This is a genomic window from Sphaerochaeta associata (genome assembly GCF_022869165.1).
In the GTDB taxonomy this organism is placed as follows: domain Bacteria; phylum Spirochaetota; class Spirochaetia; order Sphaerochaetales; family Sphaerochaetaceae; genus Sphaerochaeta; species Sphaerochaeta associata.
Map to the genome: position 1 here is coordinate 2,620,070 of NZ_CP094929.1, position 17,003 is coordinate 2,637,072.

Annotated in this window: 15 protein-coding genes; 8 read left to right on the forward strand and 7 right to left on the reverse strand. The window is 53.8% G+C overall.

Annotated elements, in window-relative coordinates:
* Window positions 1–9: 9 nt before the first annotated feature.
* Window positions 10–495: a hypothetical protein gene (locus tag MUG09_RS12165; protein ID WP_244771700.1), complete on the reverse strand. Its 486-nt coding sequence runs from the start codon at window positions 493–495 to the stop codon at window positions 10–12.
* Window positions 496–783: 288 nt separating this feature from the next.
* Here MUG09_RS12165 and MUG09_RS12170 point away from each other — a divergent pair, with 288 nt between their 5' ends.
* From MUG09_RS12170 to MUG09_RS12195, 6 genes are all read left to right on the forward strand, one after another.
* Window positions 784–2,508, forward strand: a complete 1,725-nt coding sequence (locus MUG09_RS12170) for a peptide ABC transporter substrate-binding protein (protein WP_244771701.1) — start codon at window positions 784–786, stop codon at window positions 2,506–2,508.
* A gap of 209 nt (window positions 2,509–2,717) precedes the next feature.
* Window positions 2,718–3,008, forward strand: a complete 291-nt coding sequence (locus MUG09_RS12175; RefSeq protein ID WP_244771702.1) for a hypothetical protein — start codon at window positions 2,718–2,720, stop codon at window positions 3,006–3,008.
* A gap of 84 nt (window positions 3,009–3,092) precedes the next feature.
* Window positions 3,093–5,171, forward strand: coding sequence for a sodium-translocating pyrophosphatase (locus tag MUG09_RS12180; protein WP_244771703.1), 2,079 nt, complete (start codon window positions 3,093–3,095; stop codon window positions 5,169–5,171).
* Window positions 5,172–5,278: 107 nt separating this feature from the next.
* The gene (locus MUG09_RS12185) at window positions 5,279–6,304 is read left to right on the forward strand and encodes a threonine aldolase family protein (RefSeq protein WP_244771704.1); all 1,026 of its coding nucleotides are present in this window, start codon (window positions 5,279–5,281) and stop codon (window positions 6,302–6,304) included.
* Entirely contained in the window at window positions 6,301–7,086 is a 786-nt protein-coding gene (locus tag MUG09_RS12190; protein WP_244771705.1) for an EFR1 family ferrodoxin, read from the forward strand. Before MUG09_RS12185 ends, MUG09_RS12190 begins: the two co-directional genes overlap by 4 nt.
* A complete protein-coding gene (locus MUG09_RS12195; protein WP_244771706.1) occupies window positions 7,086–8,333 on the forward strand; it encodes a MalY/PatB family protein in 1,248 nt (415 codons plus the stop codon). The genes MUG09_RS12190 and MUG09_RS12195 overlap by 1 nt, the downstream gene beginning before the upstream one ends.
* On the opposite strand, the gene MUG09_RS12200 is transcribed toward MUG09_RS12195, so the two are convergent.
* The 3 genes from MUG09_RS12200 to MUG09_RS12210 are packed head-to-tail and all read right to left on the reverse strand — an operon-like array spanning window position 8,324 to window position 11,152.
* The gene (locus tag MUG09_RS12200) at window positions 8,324–9,316 is read right to left on the reverse strand and encodes an SGNH/GDSL hydrolase family protein (protein WP_244771707.1); all 993 of its coding nucleotides are present in this window, start codon (window positions 9,314–9,316) and stop codon (window positions 8,324–8,326) included. The genes MUG09_RS12195 and MUG09_RS12200 overlap by 10 nt on opposite strands.
* Window positions 9,288–9,965 carry a fructose-6-phosphate aldolase gene (locus MUG09_RS12205; RefSeq protein WP_244771708.1) on the reverse strand — a complete coding sequence of 226 codons (678 nt, stop codon included), beginning with the start codon at window positions 9,963–9,965 and terminating at the stop codon, window positions 9,288–9,290. The genes MUG09_RS12200 and MUG09_RS12205 overlap by 29 nt, the downstream gene beginning before the upstream one ends.
* A 50-nt stretch (window positions 9,966–10,015) precedes the next feature.
* A complete protein-coding gene (locus MUG09_RS12210) occupies window positions 10,016–11,152 on the reverse strand; it encodes a XylR family transcriptional regulator (protein ID WP_244771709.1) in 1,137 nt (378 codons plus the stop codon).
* Between the two features lie 104 nt (window positions 11,153–11,256).
* Between MUG09_RS12210 and MUG09_RS12215 the strand changes: the two genes are divergently transcribed.
* Both MUG09_RS12215 and MUG09_RS12220 read left to right on the forward strand, forming a co-directional pair.
* Window positions 11,257–12,270, forward strand: a complete 1,014-nt coding sequence (locus MUG09_RS12215) for an aldo/keto reductase (protein WP_244771710.1) — start codon at window positions 11,257–11,259, stop codon at window positions 12,268–12,270.
* Window positions 12,267–13,334 carry a zinc-dependent alcohol dehydrogenase family protein gene (locus MUG09_RS12220; protein WP_244771711.1) on the forward strand — a complete coding sequence of 356 codons (1,068 nt, stop codon included), beginning with the start codon at window positions 12,267–12,269 and terminating at the stop codon, window positions 13,332–13,334. The genes MUG09_RS12215 and MUG09_RS12220 overlap by 4 nt, the downstream gene beginning before the upstream one ends.
* Here MUG09_RS12220 and MUG09_RS12225 read toward each other — a convergent pair.
* Genes MUG09_RS12225 through MUG09_RS12235 form a run of 3 tightly spaced genes read right to left on the reverse strand, consistent with a single transcriptional unit; the run spans window position 13,327 to window position 16,945 of the window.
* Window positions 13,327–14,412, reverse strand: a complete 1,086-nt coding sequence (locus tag MUG09_RS12225; protein WP_244771712.1) for a LacI family DNA-binding transcriptional regulator — start codon at window positions 14,410–14,412, stop codon at window positions 13,327–13,329. The two genes, MUG09_RS12220 and MUG09_RS12225, sit on opposite strands and share 8 nt — an antisense overlap.
* 14 nt (window positions 14,413–14,426) lie before the next feature.
* Window positions 14,427–15,419 carry an ABC transporter permease gene (locus MUG09_RS12230; RefSeq protein WP_244771713.1) on the reverse strand — a complete coding sequence of 331 codons (993 nt, stop codon included), beginning with the start codon at window positions 15,417–15,419 and terminating at the stop codon, window positions 14,427–14,429.
* Between the two features lie 23 nt (window positions 15,420–15,442).
* Window positions 15,443–16,945 (reverse strand): sugar ABC transporter ATP-binding protein, encoded by a 1,503-nt coding sequence (locus tag MUG09_RS12235; RefSeq protein WP_244771714.1) that lies wholly within the window; start codon window positions 16,943–16,945, stop codon window positions 15,443–15,445.
* Window positions 16,946–17,003: the final 58 nt, after the last annotated feature.

A 17,003-nucleotide genomic window follows, 5' to 3' on the forward strand; every position in this document is an offset into this window, starting at 1 on the left:
TTCTCCTATCTAGAGATCCTTGTAGGAAACCTTGAGATCCAAATCGCGGGGCCTGTCCACATACATCGGAAGGCCAGAGACTGCAGCGAGGGCCTGCAGTGCTGCTTCGGTTCTGCCTCCGGAGGTTTTCTCTGCAATGATTTCAATCGTCCTGACCTGGTCGTCCTTCAGCTTGAGGGAAAGAACCAGCATCGCCTTCAGACGCCGCTTGGTTGGTTTTGCATCCTTATCACTGCTTCCTCTGACAAAGTGCGTTAGCTCCAAACGCTCCACTTCAGAGAATGAAAACGTCTCACGCTTGCAGATCCAAGCAAACCCATAGATGCTTGTAACCGTATTGTCCTGCGTATTGAAGTACCAGCTGTCGCGATAGAGCGTACCTGCAAGGCTGAGCAGCAGGAGTATCGGAATATGGGGCATGGTACTCAGTCTGACACCCTCCGAAAGGTTCAGTGACAAGCCCCAAATGAGAAACAAGGTAAATACTAAACACAAGATATGAAATGTACGGGTTATTCCATACACAATTCCATCGTGTTTGATAAAGGTTGTATGTCGTATCATGCAGCACCTCGCAATATCATATCAGTATACTGTATTTACTTCCTTCGGTCAGGGGGAGTACCCATAATTATGTATGCAAAAAATGCATAAATTCATCCTTTATTATCCACTCCAAGCCCGTTTTCAGCCAAACCTATTTGCGTTTTCTCTTGATTCATGGTTTAATGTGATTTAAGCTAAGTTGAACGTTTACACTTAGAACTACAAGGAGATATGTCTATGAAGAAATTTCTGGCTATCATGCTTTGCGTCCTGCTTGTAAGTGCCCTCTTTATTTCCTGTGGAAAGAAAGAAGCACCTGCACCGGCCGCAACCACGACGCCGGCACCCGCAGCTCCTGCAGCTCCGGCCGCTCCGGCTCCCGCTCCTGCTGTAACCGCCACCCCGGCACCGGCTCCTGCCGCACCGGCACCGGCTCCTGCAGCTGTGGCTAAAGATGAAGTCGTATTCCGCATTACCAATGGTGCAGAACCCGAATCCTTGGATCCAGCCCTCATTCAGGGTGTTCCCGAGCACAGAATTTTCGAGGCTCTCTTCGAAGGTCTGGTAGCAAACGATCCTGTGACTGCCCTTGCAGTTCCCGGTGTTGCTGAAAGCTGGGAATCCAATGAAGACGGAACCCAGTATACCTTCAAGCTTCGCAAGAACGCTGTCTGGTCCGATGGCACTCCCATCACCGCCCATGACGTCGTATACAGCTGGCTGAGGATTTTGGATCCCGCAACCGCTGGTCCTTATGCCTGGTTCCCCTGCATGTTCCTTGCCGGTGCAACCGAGTTCAACGCTGGAGAGGCTGGTCCTGAGGCTGTCGGTATTCGCGCCCTTGACGACTACACCTTCCAGATGGACCTCATCGGACCGCTTCCGTATGCAGTCGATGCCTTGACCCACTACAGCTTCGCAATCGTTCCCAAGCACGCCATCGAGAAGTTCGGCGCCGCTTGGACAGATCCCGCCAACTTCGTCGGCAATGGTCCGTTCGTGCTCACCGATCGTGTTGCACAGACCTCCATCACCGCTTCCAAGAACCCGAAGTACTGGGATGCAGATGCAGTAAAGCTTGACAAGGTCATCTTCTACTCCTCCGACAGCGATACCACCAACTACAACATGTACCTCAATGGTGAGATTGACTGGGCAACCAACGTTCCCCCAGATCAGCTCAACGCTGCACAGATGCGCGACGACTTCCAGCTCGCTCCGCAGCTTGCAACCTACTACTATGTCTTCCAGAATGAAGTAGCCCCGATCAACAACGTACTCGTCAGAAAGGCTCTCTCCTATGCTGTCGACCGCGAAGCTCTGGTTGAAGGCGTAACCAAGGCTGGACAGATTCCTGCCTGGGGTATTGTTTCCCCGATGGCCGGATATCCCGGACTTGAATTCCCGTTCGAGACCCAGGATGAGGCTATCGAGATGGCTCAGGACATGCTTGCACAGGCTGGATATCCCAACGGTGCAGGTTTCCCGACCGTTTCCATCCTCTACAACACCAACGAGGGTCACAAGCAGATTGCTGAGTTCATTCAGCAGGAATGGAAGAACAACCTGGGCATCAACGTAGTACTTGAGAACCAGGAGTGGCAGACCTACCTCTCCAACCGTAACGAAGGCAACTTCCAGATTGCCCGCGCCGGATGGGTTGGTGACTACCAGGATCCGAATACATTCCTCGACATGTTCCTTACCGGTGCCGGCATGAACGGCGGCAAGTATTCAAACGAGATTTATGACGTCCTGATCAACGAAGCAGCAAGAATGCCCGCCGGTGAAGACCGCTTTGGTGTTCTGAGAACCGCTGAGGACATCATGATCAACGAAGACCAGGCTCTCATGCCTCTCTACTACTACGTAACGATCAACATGCTCGATACGAACAAGTGGGGCGGATGGCACAACAACACCATGGACTACCATCCGGTCAAGGACATCTACAAGAAGTAGTTGTTTATTCACAGTATTTTCGGTCCCCGGGATTTCCCGGGGATCTTCTTTTTGCCCTGCACCCTTCCTTGACATTCAATGACACTCTTCCTAGAATTATTTCAGGCTGGGAAAAGCGGACAAGGAGGGCTCTCATGTTCAGCTGTCAGGCACACTCGCCTAGGTTGCTGGTTTTTATGGCCCTGCTTTATTATGTCTTAAGCTCACCCATGCAACACACTGCAGACAGCCCTTTGAAGGCGACAACTGAAAACACCCCTTTCCGTCTACAAGCCGCCACACAAATCGTACAGCAGGATCTCATCTGCGAAACTACAGCACAAGCATATTCCAGCAGAGCGAGAGTAATCCGGGAATTTTGGGTGGGGGCAGCCTCTGTTGTACCAGGAATCGCTGTAGTGGTCGGGCATACCAAGAATGAACAGTTTGCAGATGGCATTCCCTCCACCAGGGATTTTATTTTGCCATGCATGCATGACCGGGATGGAAAGAAACGCTGAGCCTTGTTGATTTGCAAAGGCGGGCCGAAAAGCCTGCCGTCCTTCAATCTTCGGTGCACAGCACCCTACAAGGTAGGTTTTTACATGATTACCATCATTGAGCTATTTGCAATAGCAACTTCAGTACTCGCATTCGGAATGGCCCTCTGGCTTTATACATGGGTCAAGGCTCAACCTGCGGGCAATAAAAAACTAGAAGACATCGGAGCATACATCCAACAAGGCGCCAATACATTCCTGAAGCGAGAGTACTCGATACTCTCCCGTTTCGCCGGGGTCATCGCCATCCTCATTCTCCTCTTCATCCCTACTCCGATTTGGAAGGGTTCGATGCAGAATATCGTCATGGCAGTTTCGTTTCTCATAGGTGCCACCTTTTCCGCCCTTGCAGGCAAGGTCGGCATCCAGGTAGCGACCATAGCCAATCGCAAAGCCGCTGCAGCATCGCAAACCGGCATCAAGTTTGCCTTCCTTGCAGGCTTCCGAGGAGGGGCTGTCATGGGCATGGCGGTCGTCGGCACCAGTTTACTGGGTGTGACTGCCGTATTCATGATCACAGGAGATGCAACCGCCATCCTTGGATTCAGTTTCGGAGCAAGTTCGCTTGCCTTGTTTGCGAAAGCCGGTGGGGGCATCTTCACCAAGACTGCAGACATCAGTGCAGACCTCGTCGGCAAGGTTGAGCTCGGAATACCCGAAGACGATCCACGAAATCCGGCCGTCATCGCAGATAATGTCGGGGATAATGTGGGAGATGTGGCGGGAATGGGTGCCGATCTGTTTGACTCCAATGTCGCCAGCATGGCAGCCGCCCTGGTCATGGCACTCTACCTTGACGGCTCCGCTTCCACCGATAATGTCGCGATCGTATTCTGCTATGCAGCCCTTGGGCTTTTGGCATCCATCATCGGAGTGGGAACGGCGAGAATGGGCAAGCTGGGCAATCCAAACCATGCCTTGAGCAGCAGCACGTATGCAACTACCGCCTTGTATGTGATTTTTACGGCCGTTGCAACGCTTGTCCTTGACTTCTCCTGGCGCATATGGGCGGCGGCGATCATCGGACTTGGCGTGGGTACCATCATCGGAATAGCCAGTGACTATTTCACCAACGATGAGAAGCATCCCGTCCACCATGTAGCCAAAGCTTCAGAAACAGGACCGGCGTTCACCATTCTCGGGGGCGTTTCCTATGGACTTCTAAGCGTGCTTCCCGCCATGGCCGGGATTGCGGTTGCAGCATTGGCGGCATACCTGGTTTGTGCCCCCCTGGGCCCCGGGTATGCCATGTTCGGTATATCCATGGCTGCGGTGGGCATGCTTTCCATCGTGGGCATGATCATCTCCAACGACGCCTACGGCCCTATTGTCGACAACGCAAGGGGTCTGGTTGAAATGGGAGGCTTGGGGGAGAGAGCCCTCAGGATAACCGACTCCCTGGATAGCGCCGGCAACACGGTCAAGGCGGTGACAAAAGGCTTCGCCATCGCCGCCGCCGGGCTGACGGTCATCGCCTTGCTGGGAGCTTTCATGGCTGAAGTCAACGATGCTGCCAGAGCCTTGGGAATGGGTGAACAATTCTTGAGTGGCTTCGATCTCATGAATCCATTGGTTTTCTTCGGCCTCTTGATCGGTGCAGCAATTCCGGCAGTCTTTTCAGCCATGTTGATATTGGGAGTTGAAAGAAATGCACAACGCATGATAAGTGAGATCCATCGCCAGTTCTTGACCATCAAGGGATTGAAGGAAGGCCAGGAAGGAGTAGTACCACAGTACGATCGATGCATCGATATTGCAACCATCGGGGCTCTGAAAGAGTTGATACCCGCAGGCCTCATGGCAATCATTGTTACATTGTTGGTAGGTTTCATCGGGGGAGTGCAAGCCATCGGAGGTTTCTTGACGGGAAACATCGTCAGCGGCCTGCTTTTGGCTCTCTTCATGTCCAACAGCGGAGGGCTCTGGGACAATACCAAGAAATACATCGAGTCAGGAAAATTTGGAGGACGCGGCTGTGACGCCCATAAGGCCGCCGTCGTAGGTGATACGGTGGGAGACCCCTTCAAGGATACTGCCGGTCCCTCGATCAACACACAAATCACCGTGGTGTCGCTGATCTCCTCGCTGATGTCTTCGGTATTCCTTACAGCATCATTGTTCTGATTTAAAAAAATCAACGGAGCAGGCCCATATACGAGGGTCTGCTCTCGTTTTAACTGGACTGATCGAGCGGTGTTCGGTATAGTTTTACAGAAGCAGGAGGAGCGAGCATGCAAGTATTTGACCTTCGAAGCGATACGATTACCAAACCCACCCTTGAGATGAGACAGGCCATGGCCGCCGCCGAAGTCGGTGATGATGTCTATCGGGAAGACCCAACCACGACCAAGCTTGAAAAACTGGCTGCCGAGCTTACCGGGAAAGAACGGGCCCTCTTTGTCTCCTCCGGATGCATGGGCAACCTCATCAGCCTGTACATCCAGGCTGGAAGAGGCAAGGAAGTGCTGTGTGCAAGCAACAGCCACATCATCCAGCATGAGATAGGTTCCATCGCAGCAATCGCCGGAGCTCTTCCGATCACCATCAATGCACCGCGAGGCGTGCTCAATGCCACCGACCTCCATTCCTTGGTGAAACAAGGTGCGTACGACATGGCCACCACCGCTCTGATCGAGGTGGAGAATACCATCGGAGGATACTGCTACCCACTTGAAAACCTTGAAATGATCAAGGATTTTGCCTCAACCCACAACCTCAAGGTCCACATGGATGGAGCCCGAGTCTTCAACGCACAGGCAGCCACCGGCATCCCGGTAAAGACCTATGCCAAGTATGCCGATACCATCACCTTCTGCCTCTCCAAGGGTCTGGGGTGTCCGGTGGGAAGCATGCTCTGCGGCACCAAGGAGTTCATCTCCCAGGCACTTACCGTACGCAAGCTGCTTGGAGGCGGCATGAGACAAACCGGCATACTCGCTGCAGCGGGACTCTATGCCCTTGAGCATCATGTCGACCGCCTGAAGGACGACCATGCACATGCGAAGGCAATCGCCGATACCCTGGTGAAAACAGGGTGGGCCGACGTGGATGTCCAGGGAGTCCAGACAAACATCATATTCTTCACCGTCCCCACTTTCAATGCACAAGATGTAGTGAAACAGCTTGCGCGTATCGGTATTCTGGCTAACACCGAAGGGGAGACCGTACGACTGGTAACCAACCTTGACTTGAGCGATGAGGATACCCAAAGCGTCTGCTCGCTCCTCGCCTCGTTCAATCCCGAGGTCCTCGCATGAAAACAACACTCATCTGCTTTTCAGGAACAGGCAACAGCTACTACATCGCAAAGCGTCTTGCCTCCGAACTCGGGGACAGCCAAATCCTGATGATACCTCATCTGATGCAGAACCAGGAGTTCGAGCTCACCGAACAGGTCGGTTTCGTATTTCCCGTCTACAAGGGCTTTCCTCCCAATCTGGTAACCCATTTCATCCAGGAAGTCTTTGCAAAGCAGGACCTCAGCCCGATAAAGTACCTCTTTCAGGTAGCCACCCGCTACATGTTCCAGGCCTATACCTTCCAGGCGATGGATGTAGTACTCAAGGAAGCGGGAGCGCTCACCAGTTATGTCAACCACGTTGTCATGCCTGACGGATATGTGCCGTTGCTGTCAGCTCCCACTGAGGCCAAGATCGACGAGCTCTACACAAAAGCCGACCGGAAAATTGCGCAAATCGCCGAGGACGTCAAGCAGGAACAGATCAAGCTGCCGTTCCGTCCTCCTTTCAGCCGCTTGGCGATCAACCATTTCATGGTGCCCATCCATCGATCCTTCATGGACACAGCCCTCGATTTTTCCGTCACCGATGCCTGCATTTCCTGCGGCCTGTGCTATCGCATGTGCCCTTCCTTCAACATCGAGATGGTTGACGGCAAACCTGAATTCGACAGGGCCTGCACCGGGTGCCTGGGCTGTTACCACCGCTGTCCTTCCCAAGCCATTGTATTCAAACAAAAGGTGAAAAGCGGAAGGTATCCCAACCCCCGCTCAACCTACACCGTGGAGTACCGCACCTGATGCTGTATAATTTTGATCGTTCGATCGACCGCCGTCCCACCCTTTCGGTTAAATGGAACAAGGAAGCCATTAAAAGCTTGTGTGGAAATCCTGATGCAGAACCTTTTTGGGTCGCAGATATGGACTTTTCGGTTGCATCCGAAGTAACGCAAAAAGCACGCATTCTCAGCGACCATGCCATCTATGGCTATCCGCATGCAACAAACCAACGCCAGGTATTCTGTTCCTGGGCCAAGAAACGTCATCTGCTGGACCTCCAGCCGGGCCAGGTAGTCATCAGTCAGGGAGTTCTCACCAGCATTGCAATTCTGGTGGAGTTGCTGAGTGCCGAGGGTGATGGCATCATTATCCCCCTTCCGGCTTATCAGCCGTTCATCAGGATTGTGAACAACCTGCAGCGCACGATGTTGGGCTGGCCCTTGCTATATGATCAGGACACCCATACGTTCAGCCTCGATTGGCCTCTGTATGAAGAGCTGTGCAAGAGAGCTAGAATCCTGATCTTCTGCTCCCCCCACAACCCCTCGGGCATGGTGTTCGGTCATCAGGATTTAATCCGCCTGTGTGAAATCGCCAAGCAAAACAATGTAGTCATCATCAGCGATGAGATTCATGCAGACCTGAGTTTTGAAACCCACCTCACCCTTCTTGAACCGGCAAGGCAGGTCGGCTGTGAAGCCGTTGTTTGCATGGCTCCCTCCAAAACTTTCAATATCGCCGGAGAGCACTACTCGGTAACGTTATTCAACTCCAGTGAACTGAAGAAACGATTCGTGACCCGACTTGAACAGCTTTTTCTCTCCACTCCGTCCCTTGTTGCCACCACCCTCGCCCTTGCTTCCTATGAGAGCGGTGGGAAATGGCTTGAAGAACTGCTTGTATATCTGCAAAAGAATGCAGACCTCATAGAGAAAACCCTGCAAAAGGAAGTACCGTCCGTCGTCTTCCTCAAACCCAGGGCTTCCTTCATCGGCCTGCTTGACTGCTCGGCAATACTCCACCTCGTGGAGCGCGACGCCCAAGAGCATCCCGAGCTCTACGACAGTTCGGCAAGCGCCCAAGGGGGGCTGCTCTCCCGGTTCTTCGGCCAGCGTGCAGGGCTTGCCTTCAACGACGGGACATGGTTCGGAGGGGAGGCATACCGCCGGTTTGTCCGCTTGAACTTCGGCACCCAACGTTCAAATATTGAACGCGCACTGTTGCACATCAAACAAGCGGTGGCTTTCTTGGAGACGACCTACCGCTGAAAGGGAATCAGCGGGGCAAGCGACTTGGCCAGGAAGGAAATCCCTTTCTGGTCGGGATGCAGGAATTGGTCGTCGTAGGCATCACGAAGCGAGAGGGAGAGCCCGTCAGCCACTTCAACAGCGGCAAAGCATCTGGTCGCCTGTATCAGAGCCTGGGTGAGCTCCTTGAAGCTGCCCATCCTCTTGTTCTGCAGGATGTCGGTCCGATAAAGCGGCGTCAGCAAGAGCACAGGAACCTTGGGATAGAACTTACGGATGCGTCCCAGCAGGGCGAACATCTCACCGCGGATTTCGGCAAGGTTCTCCCGTATCGTCCAGTCATTGGTACCTACAGAGAGTAAAATCGAGGCAACAGGCGCCTCAAGCTCCAACTTCTGCACCACCTTGGCGTTGATCATCGCCCCGGCAAGCCCTTGGTTTATCACCTGTACTCCCAGCTGGTTGCCAAGCAGAGTCGCCAAATTCTGTGACGGGTGGTGGATTCCCACTCCTTGGACAATGGAGTCTCCCAGCAGAAGCAGGGTCTTTGTGTGTTTGGAGATAGGTTCCACCTTCCCTTCCACTTTTACACCAACTTGGTGGTGCAGAGGCAGATGGATGGCAATATCCCGGCCTGCTTGAAACACAAGTGGACCGCTTACGAGCGGATGCTCCTCCCTCTTTCCATCGATGCTCACATCGATTGTCTCAAAAAGGTCCAAGGGCCTGCCATACAAGGCTGCAAAGTCGAGCACATTGTCCCCTTGTTTTGCAAGCAGGGACTGGTTGTAGCGCTTGATGTGCACTGTCGTTTCGCTTTCAGTAACAAACCGAAGACAGATCGAGGCACTGGTCTTGGCCATCGCCCGATAGAGCGGATGGGAGTTGAACGGCTGTCCGTCACTGTCGTTGAACCGAAGAAACTGGACATAGCCATCTTCAAGAATTCGATGGGAAACGGCATTGTGAGCCAGCTCAAAGATCAAGGAGTGTTCGTTTTCCATATACCTCTTCCCAGTTTGTGGTGAAATCGTGGACGGCCTTGGTGATGGAGGGCATGGACAAGCCGGTACAAAGCAACGAGTAGGGAACCGTACAGCAGCTGGCCCCGCTTGCATAGGCTGTGGTGATCTCATTTATGTTCTTGAAGCTTGCTGCAAGGACCTGGCAGCTGGTGCTGTTGGCCCACAGCAGCGAGCTCAGCTCCTTGATTACCTTCGCCGCATCGATATCGATGTTCAGCATCCGGTTGTAGTAGACGGCAAGGTATCGCGCCCCGCTGAGCATGGCGAGGATGCCCTGCAGCGTCGTATAGATTGCAGTCGCTGTAATATTGACCCCTTTCTTGGAGAGAATGCGGATTGCTTCAAGCCCCTCCTGTGTGACAGGAATCTTGACGAAGGTGGAAGGTCCGAGCAATGAGACGATCTTCTGTGCTTCAGCCATGATTGAGGCGCAATCGGTACTGACCACCTGCACATGCAGGCTCCGGCTCTCACCGATGAGCTCCCTGATTTTTCTCATATGGACAAAGAAGTCAACGCCGCCTTCGGCTTTGATGATGGTTGGATTGGATGTCACCCCGCTGATGGGATAGGTCGCAAGGCCTCTCTCGATTTCAGCAAGATTCGCAGTATCAAGCATAAGTTCCATGGCATACCTCTACAGCCATCATGCCACAGATGCAAGGCAGGGGGGAAGTATCAGAAGCGTAGTTTCTTCGAGCGAAATTGGCTTGGCGTCATTCGATACGCCCGTTTGAACAGGCTGTAGAAACGATGAATGGAACCGAAACCACACTGCTCGCTGATCTGGGTGATGGTGGCATTGGATTGCTTGAGCAACAAGCAGGCCTGCTCCAGCTTCTCTGTGGTTATCTCCTCCCAGATTGTACGCTTGCGGTACCGGCGGAAGCGCATCTCCAGTGCGCGTCTGCAAATCGTCGCTTCATCGGCCACGTCACTGGCTGTCAGACCCGAGGTGGCCCGGGCCTTTATCAACCGCAACGCGTCGGCCACCTGCTCATCCTCGCAGAGTACCAGACGGGTGCTCTCGCGTTCGGTCACCGGGCCTGGTGCAATTCGCCGGATATGCATCCCGCTCTGCCTTCCGCCAAGCATCGCATCGAGCATCGCCGAAGCTTCATAGCCGATGGTCTTGCAGTCAGGTTGGATGCTGGAAATCGAGGGACTGGCCAGTTCGCAGAGCAGTGTCTCGTTGTCCACCCCCAGCACCATGACCTCGATCGGTATGTTGATCGAAAGCCGCTGGCAGGCAAGCTCGACCTTCATGGCCGAAAGGTCGTTGCAGCAGAACAAGCTGATGGGCTTTTTCAGTGTCTGCAGCCATGCATCCAGCTCCACTGATGGTTCGTACAGCTGTCTCCACCACCCAAGCGGCCGGGAGAAGGAGACAATATCGGATGGGTTCATACTCACGCTGCTGGCAAATCCCACAAAACGCTCCCGGGCCCAATGCACATGGTCGACTCCGCACCACCCGACGTTCTTGCTGCCAAGTTTCTTCAGGTAGGTACCGGCGCTCACCCCCGTCTGGTAGTCATCGTTGCGTACCTGGCTGAACAGCTTCAGAGATGATGAGCCGGCAATATCAACTACAGGAATCCCAAGCGAAGCACAAAAGAGTGCTTCCTGGTCGTCCTCGATGCGGGCGATCAGGGCATCGCACTCCGACAAAGCCTCCTGATCGAGGGAGAAGAACCACGGGCCTTGCCCCCTGACCTGCCAATCACCTTTGGCCCTCGCATACTGCACCACCCCGCTGGCAACAGCCATGTCATAGCCGTCCTGAAATCGAAGCTTCAAACCAATTTGTTTCATCAGTGGAGAGTGTACCATACTATTCGCAAAACGATACAGCTTTTTCGCATATCAAGCATTGCATAATCAGAGAAACCCCGTATGCTTGTAATGAGGAGGAACGCATGAGCCACACAACCATTACCATACCCGCTACCGGTGCAGAAATGCCGGTGATAGGAGTAGGAACCTTTGGCAGCGACCATGTCAGTGCCAGTGAAATGGCCCAGGCAGTCAAGCTTGCCTTGGAAATCGGATATCGCAACATTGACTGTGCCAGCGTCTACGCCAACGAGAAAGAGATCGGACAGGTGCTCCATGAGAGCAACATTCCCAGAAAGGAACTTTGGATCACGAGCAAGGTCTGGAATGACATGCATGGGAAAAAGAATGTCATTGCTTCGGCAAAACAGAGCCTACGCGACCTGCGCCTCGATTACCTCGACCTGTATCTGGTCCATTGGCCGTTTCCCAACTACCATCCCCCCAAGTGCGATGTCACCAGCCGCAGTCCCGATGCAAGGCCTTACATCCATGAAGAGTTCATGGAAACATGGCAGGGCATGGAGGAATTGGTCAGGGAGGGCTTGGTCCGTCATATCGGAACCAGCAATGTGACCATACCCAAGCTTGAACTGCTCTTGGGTTCTTGTTCCATCAGGCCTTCGGTCAACGAAATGGAGTTGCACCCCTGCTTTCAACAGAAAGAGTTCAGGCAGTACCTCGCCATGCAGAACATCATTCCCATCGGATACAGTCCACTGGGCTCTCCCAACAGGCCCGAACGGGACACCACGGCGGAGGACGTTGTGGATATGGAGCACCCGATCGTGCTCGAGCTTGCCAGAAAGCACAACGTCCATCCGGCGGCCGTCTGCCTGAAATGGGCACGGGGCAACGGTATAGTTCCCATTCCCCAGTCCACCAAGGAGAGGAACCTGAGAAGCAACCTGGAAAGCGTTCTAGGCGAGCCGCTGAGCAAAGAAGAACTCATGCTGCTTGAACGTGCCGATTGCAACAACCGCCTGATCAAGGGGCAGGTGTTTTTGTGGAATGAAGCGGAATCATGGCATGACCTATGGGACGAGGATGGAACCATCCCCTGCCCTGAGAGCTATCGTAAAGGAGGAGCACGATGACCAAACGTATGATGAAAGGGGCAATGCTGCCGGGCAACAGCACCGTGGCATTTGCAGAGTATGAGATACCCAAGCCGGGACACGGCCAGGTATTGGTAAAGACCAAGTGCACTACCATCTGCGGAAGTGATATCCGCTGCATCTACCGCGAGCACCTCGGCAAAGGCCCGGAGGGCTATCAGAATGTAATCGCCGGTCATGAACCCTGCGGGCAGATCGTCGAGGAAGGCGAAGGGCTGAAGCGCTTTAAAAAGGGCGACCGCGTCATCGTCTACCACATCAGCGGCTGCGGTGTCTGCCACGAGTGCCGCCAGGGCTTCATGATCAGCTGCACCAGCGACAAGCGAGCAGCCTACGGCTGGCAGCGCGACGGCGGCATGGCCGAGTACCTGCTTTGCGACGAGAAGGACCTGGTCCTGCTTCCCGATGAACTCAGTTATGCCGACGGGGCCCAGGTCGCCTGCGGATTCGGTACCGTCTACGAGGCAATCGAGAAAATCGGGGTCAGCGGCAACGATGCAGTGTTGGTAGTAGGTCTGGGTCCGGTTGGATTGGCCGCCCTCATGCTGGCAAAGGCGATGGGAGCGAACAAGCTCATCGGCATCGAAGGGCAGAGTGCACGCATCGAACTGGCAAAGAAGCTGGGGCTGGTGGACCACGTCTTCACTCCTTCTGATGAGAATGTTGCCCAGGTGAAGGCAGTTACCGGCGGCCATGGTGTCGAACGGGCCTTCGACTGCTCGGCCAGCGACCCAGGAAGGGCCACGGCGATCAAGGCAACCCGCAAGTGGGGAAGGATTGCATTCGTCGGCGAAGGTGGAACGGTCCACTTCAATCCCAGCGAAGACATGCTGCACGACCAGAAAACCATCTACGGCAGCTGGGTTACCAGCATCTGGAAGATGGAGGACTTGGTGGAAAGATTGGTACGTTGGAACATCCACCCCGAAGACCTTATCACCCACCGTTTCCCCCTGGACAAGGCTGATGAAGCCTATGCCCTGATGGCCAGCGGAGCGTGCGGCAAGGTGGCTGTCTGTTTTGACGAGGAGCTTCCTAACTGAAGACCTTGTTGAATCGGGGGGAGTGGTCATACAGGGAGGCTTTGAGTTTCCCGCCCGAGACAATCCCCCCGTTCTCTTTCATCACATGGATGGAGGGTTCCAGTACAATGGTAGCAGGAAACCCTTCCCTATCCCCTTCCATCCGTCGGATCAGAAGCTGGGCGGCAGCCTCTCCGATAAGATCCAGCGGCTGGGCGACTGCATAGTGGCAGAACTGCAGCAGCGGGGCATAGTAGAGATAATCGAATGTGGCGAAGGCCATACTGTTTCGTATGTGTTTGCTCTCATGCGCCATCAAGTAGCTGGTGGCCCCGATATGAACCATGTCATTGACCATGAAGAATGCATCAGGGCACCCTTCCATCGAAAGGGCTTGCTTCATCAGTGTGTAGCCGGCTTTCTGTGTCATACCACCCAGAAGGATGAATTGCTTCTCAACCTCCAGGGAATGAGCTTTCATTGCATCCAAAAAACCATGCAGACGTTCCACCGAAGTGTGTACATGTGCATCACCACCAAGAAAACCGATACGTGTACGTCCCTCCCGAATGAGGGCCGAGGTGACATCAAAGGCTCCCTTGCGGTTGTCGGTAAGGATTACATCACAGCCCAGACCCTCTATCTTGCGGTCGATCATTACAAACGGCGTGTTTGAGAGCGGGGGTGTCGCGAAATGATCTCCCACATCGCTGACAGGAATGACCACCAAACCGTCCACATTTCGCTCCAACAGCAAGGAGAGCTTGCGCTTCTCCTCAATCACCGAGTTCTCGGAGCTGCAGACCAAGAGAGCATAGCCAAGAGGGCCGAGCAGATGTTCCAGCTGTTCAACGATCTCGGTGAAAAACGTGTTCGAAATTTCAGGAACCATGATCCCGATGCTCTTTGTCACCTTGAGCTTGAGGGATCTGGCAACAGCGTTGCGCTGATAGTGCAGCATGGTTACAGCCGAGAGAACCTTCCGCTCCGTCTCAGGATTCACCACACCAAGCTTGTTCAACACCCTGCTTACCGTAGCAATGGAGACACCAGCCAACTTGGCAACGTCCTTGATGGTTGCTGTCTCTCTATTGCTCATTCAATACCCCTTCGCTAGCTTCTGCGAGCGTATTTTTTCATATCAAAGTAGACGGCCACGATGATGATGAACCCTTTTACCAACTGCTGGTAGTAGCTGTCCACCCCGAGGAAGGACATACCGTAGTTGATGAGGCCCATGGTGAAGACACCGACCATCATTCCGCTGACAGAACCTACACCACCACTTTGGGAAACCCCACCGACGGTTACGGCGGCAATGGCATCCAACTCCATGCCGTTGGCGGTAAGCGAGTTGGCAAGACCCAGGCGGCTGGCAAGCAGTGTACCAGCAATACCATATAAGATTCCAGCATAGGTGTAAACCATCATCAAATCACGCTCGACATTGATGCCTGATACACGCGCAGCCTGTGCGTTGCCGCCGATGGCATAGAAATGGGTACCCTGCCTGGTATGCTTGAGCACCACCCAGACAATGAAAGCTGCGATGATGACGTAAATGATGAGATTGGGAATCGGCCCTATGCTGCCCTGGCTGATGTTCTTGAAATTTTGGTTCAGCGAGCCGACTACTGCAGCCTTGGTATAGATGAGCTGCAACCCCTTGGCGATGGACATCGAGCCGAGTGTGGCAATAAAGGGAGGCAGTTTTCCATAGGCGATCAAGTACCCGTTGAATAGTCCGAACAGACCACCGGCCGCAACCGCTGCAACGACAGGAACAATGAGGGGAAAGCTCTGCCCGGCATAGATCGCCGAAGCATAGTCGGGGTTCTGGGCGAAAGAAGCGGCGACGCTGGCTGTCAGACAGACCACATAGCCTATGGAGAGGTCGATTCCCTTGGTGATGATGATCATACCGACGCCTAGAGCTGCAAACGAGCGGACGGATTCGGCGATCAACAGATTGCGGATGCTATTCCAACGCAACGCGTTTCCCTGGGTAAGGACGGACAGCAGCAGGAGCAGGCCGACAAAGGTGACCCACGTGGTGTACTGGCTTGCAAGTTTCTTGCTGTCATTCAGCAGTTTCTTCATTTCCATAATCGGTCATTCTCCCTCTTAGCTTACATAAACTTGGTTGCAAGGCGCATGATGCTCTCCTGGCTGCACTGTTGCTTGTCCAGAACGCCGGTACAACGACCGTTACACAACACCATGACCCGGTTGGACATCCCGATCAACTCGGGCATCTCGGAGCTGACCATGATGATGGCCTTTCCCTGCTCAACCAACTGGCACATTATCTGATAAATTTCATACTTCGCCCCGACGTCGATACCTCGGGTCGGCTCATCCATGATCAGGATGTCCGGCAACGTCATCAGCCATCTGCTGATGATCACCTTCTGCTGGTTGCCCCCTGACAGGTTCTGGATCAACGTCTCCATGGTAGGGGTCTTGGTGCGCAGGGCCTCGTTGTACTTGGTCGCTTCCTCTTTGAGCTGCTTATGCTGCAGAAGCCCGATTCTACTCAGGTACTCCTTCAGCGAGGCAATGGAGGTATTGGTGGAGATGTCCAACAGTGGAAAGATTCCACTGCCCCTGCGGTCCTCGGTAATCATACCAAGCCCGTGCTCGATGGCTTTACGAGGGGTTATGCCGGCAACCTCCTCGCCTTTGATGAAAATCCTGCCTCCACTTGTGGCCCTCACCCCGAAAATGGCCTCCATCAGTTCGGTACGCTGCGCCCCCACCAAACCCCCGATACCCAGTATCTCACCCCGCTTCAGCGAGAAGGAGATGTCCTTGAAGGAACGCGGATTGAGTGCGGTAAGGTTCTCCACACGCAGGATCTCTTCTCCGATGCTGCTTTTTACGGTGGGAAAGCGGAGGTTGGCATCCCGACCGACCATCAGACTGATCAATGTATCGTTGGTCAGCCCGGCGGCAGGATAGGTGCCGATCATTTTTCCATCACGCATCACACTCACTTCATCGGCAATGGCGAAGATCTCTTCCATCTTATGCGAGATGTAGATTACAGCTACGTTTTGAGACTTCAACTGACGGATGATCTTGAACAGGTGGGCGACTTCATTATCGGTCAGGGAACTGGTCGGTTCGTCCATCACAACTACGTGGCTGTTGTAGGAGACAGCCTTGGCGATCTCGCAGGTCTGTTGCATGGAGATGGACAAGGAACCGATCCTGCGGTCGGGCCTGATGTCGATCTCAAGGCGCTTGAGCAAAGACTTAGTATCATCGTTCATCCGTTTGTGATCAATCAAGCCCGTCTTCTTCAACGGCTCGCGGCCGAGATAGATATTCTGCGCGACCGATCGTTCAGGAACGTTCGAGAGTTCCTGGTGAATCATCGAGACTCCGTTCTGAAGGGCATCATGACTATCCTTGAAACGGTGGACCACACCGTTGAGCTTGATGGTCCCCTCATCTTCCTTGTAGATACCGAACAAACACTTCATCAACGTCGATTTGCCCGCACCATTCTCGCCCATGAGGGCGTGAACCGTCCCTGGTTTTACCCGGAAGGTGACATCATCCAAGGCCCGGACTCCGGGAAATACCTTGGTGATCGACTCCATTTCCAAGGCGAATGTGCTTTCCATGTGACTTCCTCTTTCCTAATCTCTTTCGGCGTTCATGAAGTGTCTCCCGCCCGGAGGG

Excerpts from the sequence above, each read along its gene's own strand:
- MUG09_RS12220 (WP_244771711.1), top strand. The coding sequence starts at position 12,267 with ATGACCAAACGTATGATGAAAGGGGCAATGCTGCCGGGCAACAGCACC.
- MUG09_RS12175 (WP_244771702.1), top strand. The coding sequence starts at position 2,718 with ATGCAACACACTGCAGACAGCCCTTTGAAGGCGACAACTGAAAACACC.
- MUG09_RS12180 (WP_244771703.1), top strand. The coding sequence starts at position 3,093 with ATGATTACCATCATTGAGCTATTTGCAATAGCAACTTCAGTACTCGCA.
- MUG09_RS12215 (WP_244771710.1), top strand. The coding sequence starts at position 11,257 with ATGAGCCACACAACCATTACCATACCCGCTACCGGTGCAGAAATGCCG.
- MUG09_RS12195 (WP_244771706.1), top strand. The coding sequence starts at position 7,086 with ATGCTGTATAATTTTGATCGTTCGATCGACCGCCGTCCCACCCTTTCG.
- MUG09_RS12230 (WP_244771713.1), bottom strand. The coding sequence starts at position 15,419 with ATGGAAATGAAGAAACTGCTGAATGACAGCAAGAAACTTGCAAGCCAG.
- MUG09_RS12235 (WP_244771714.1), bottom strand. The coding sequence starts at position 16,945 with ATGGAAAGCACATTCGCCTTGGAAATGGAGTCGATCACCAAGGTATTT.
- MUG09_RS12225 (WP_244771712.1), bottom strand. The coding sequence starts at position 14,412 with ATGAGCAATAGAGAGACAGCAACCATCAAGGACGTTGCCAAGTTGGCT.
- MUG09_RS12185 (WP_244771704.1), top strand. The coding sequence starts at position 5,279 with ATGCAAGTATTTGACCTTCGAAGCGATACGATTACCAAACCCACCCTT.
- MUG09_RS12190 (WP_244771705.1), top strand. The coding sequence starts at position 6,301 with ATGAAAACAACACTCATCTGCTTTTCAGGAACAGGCAACAGCTACTAC.
- MUG09_RS12205 (WP_244771708.1), bottom strand. The coding sequence starts at position 9,965 with ATGGAACTTATGCTTGATACTGCGAATCTTGCTGAAATCGAGAGAGGC.
- MUG09_RS12210 (WP_244771709.1), bottom strand. The coding sequence starts at position 11,152 with ATGAAACAAATTGGTTTGAAGCTTCGATTTCAGGACGGCTATGACATG.
- MUG09_RS12170 (WP_244771701.1), top strand. The coding sequence starts at position 784 with ATGAAGAAATTTCTGGCTATCATGCTTTGCGTCCTGCTTGTAAGTGCC.
- MUG09_RS12200 (WP_244771707.1), bottom strand. The coding sequence starts at position 9,316 with ATGGAAAACGAACACTCCTTGATCTTTGAGCTGGCTCACAATGCCGTT.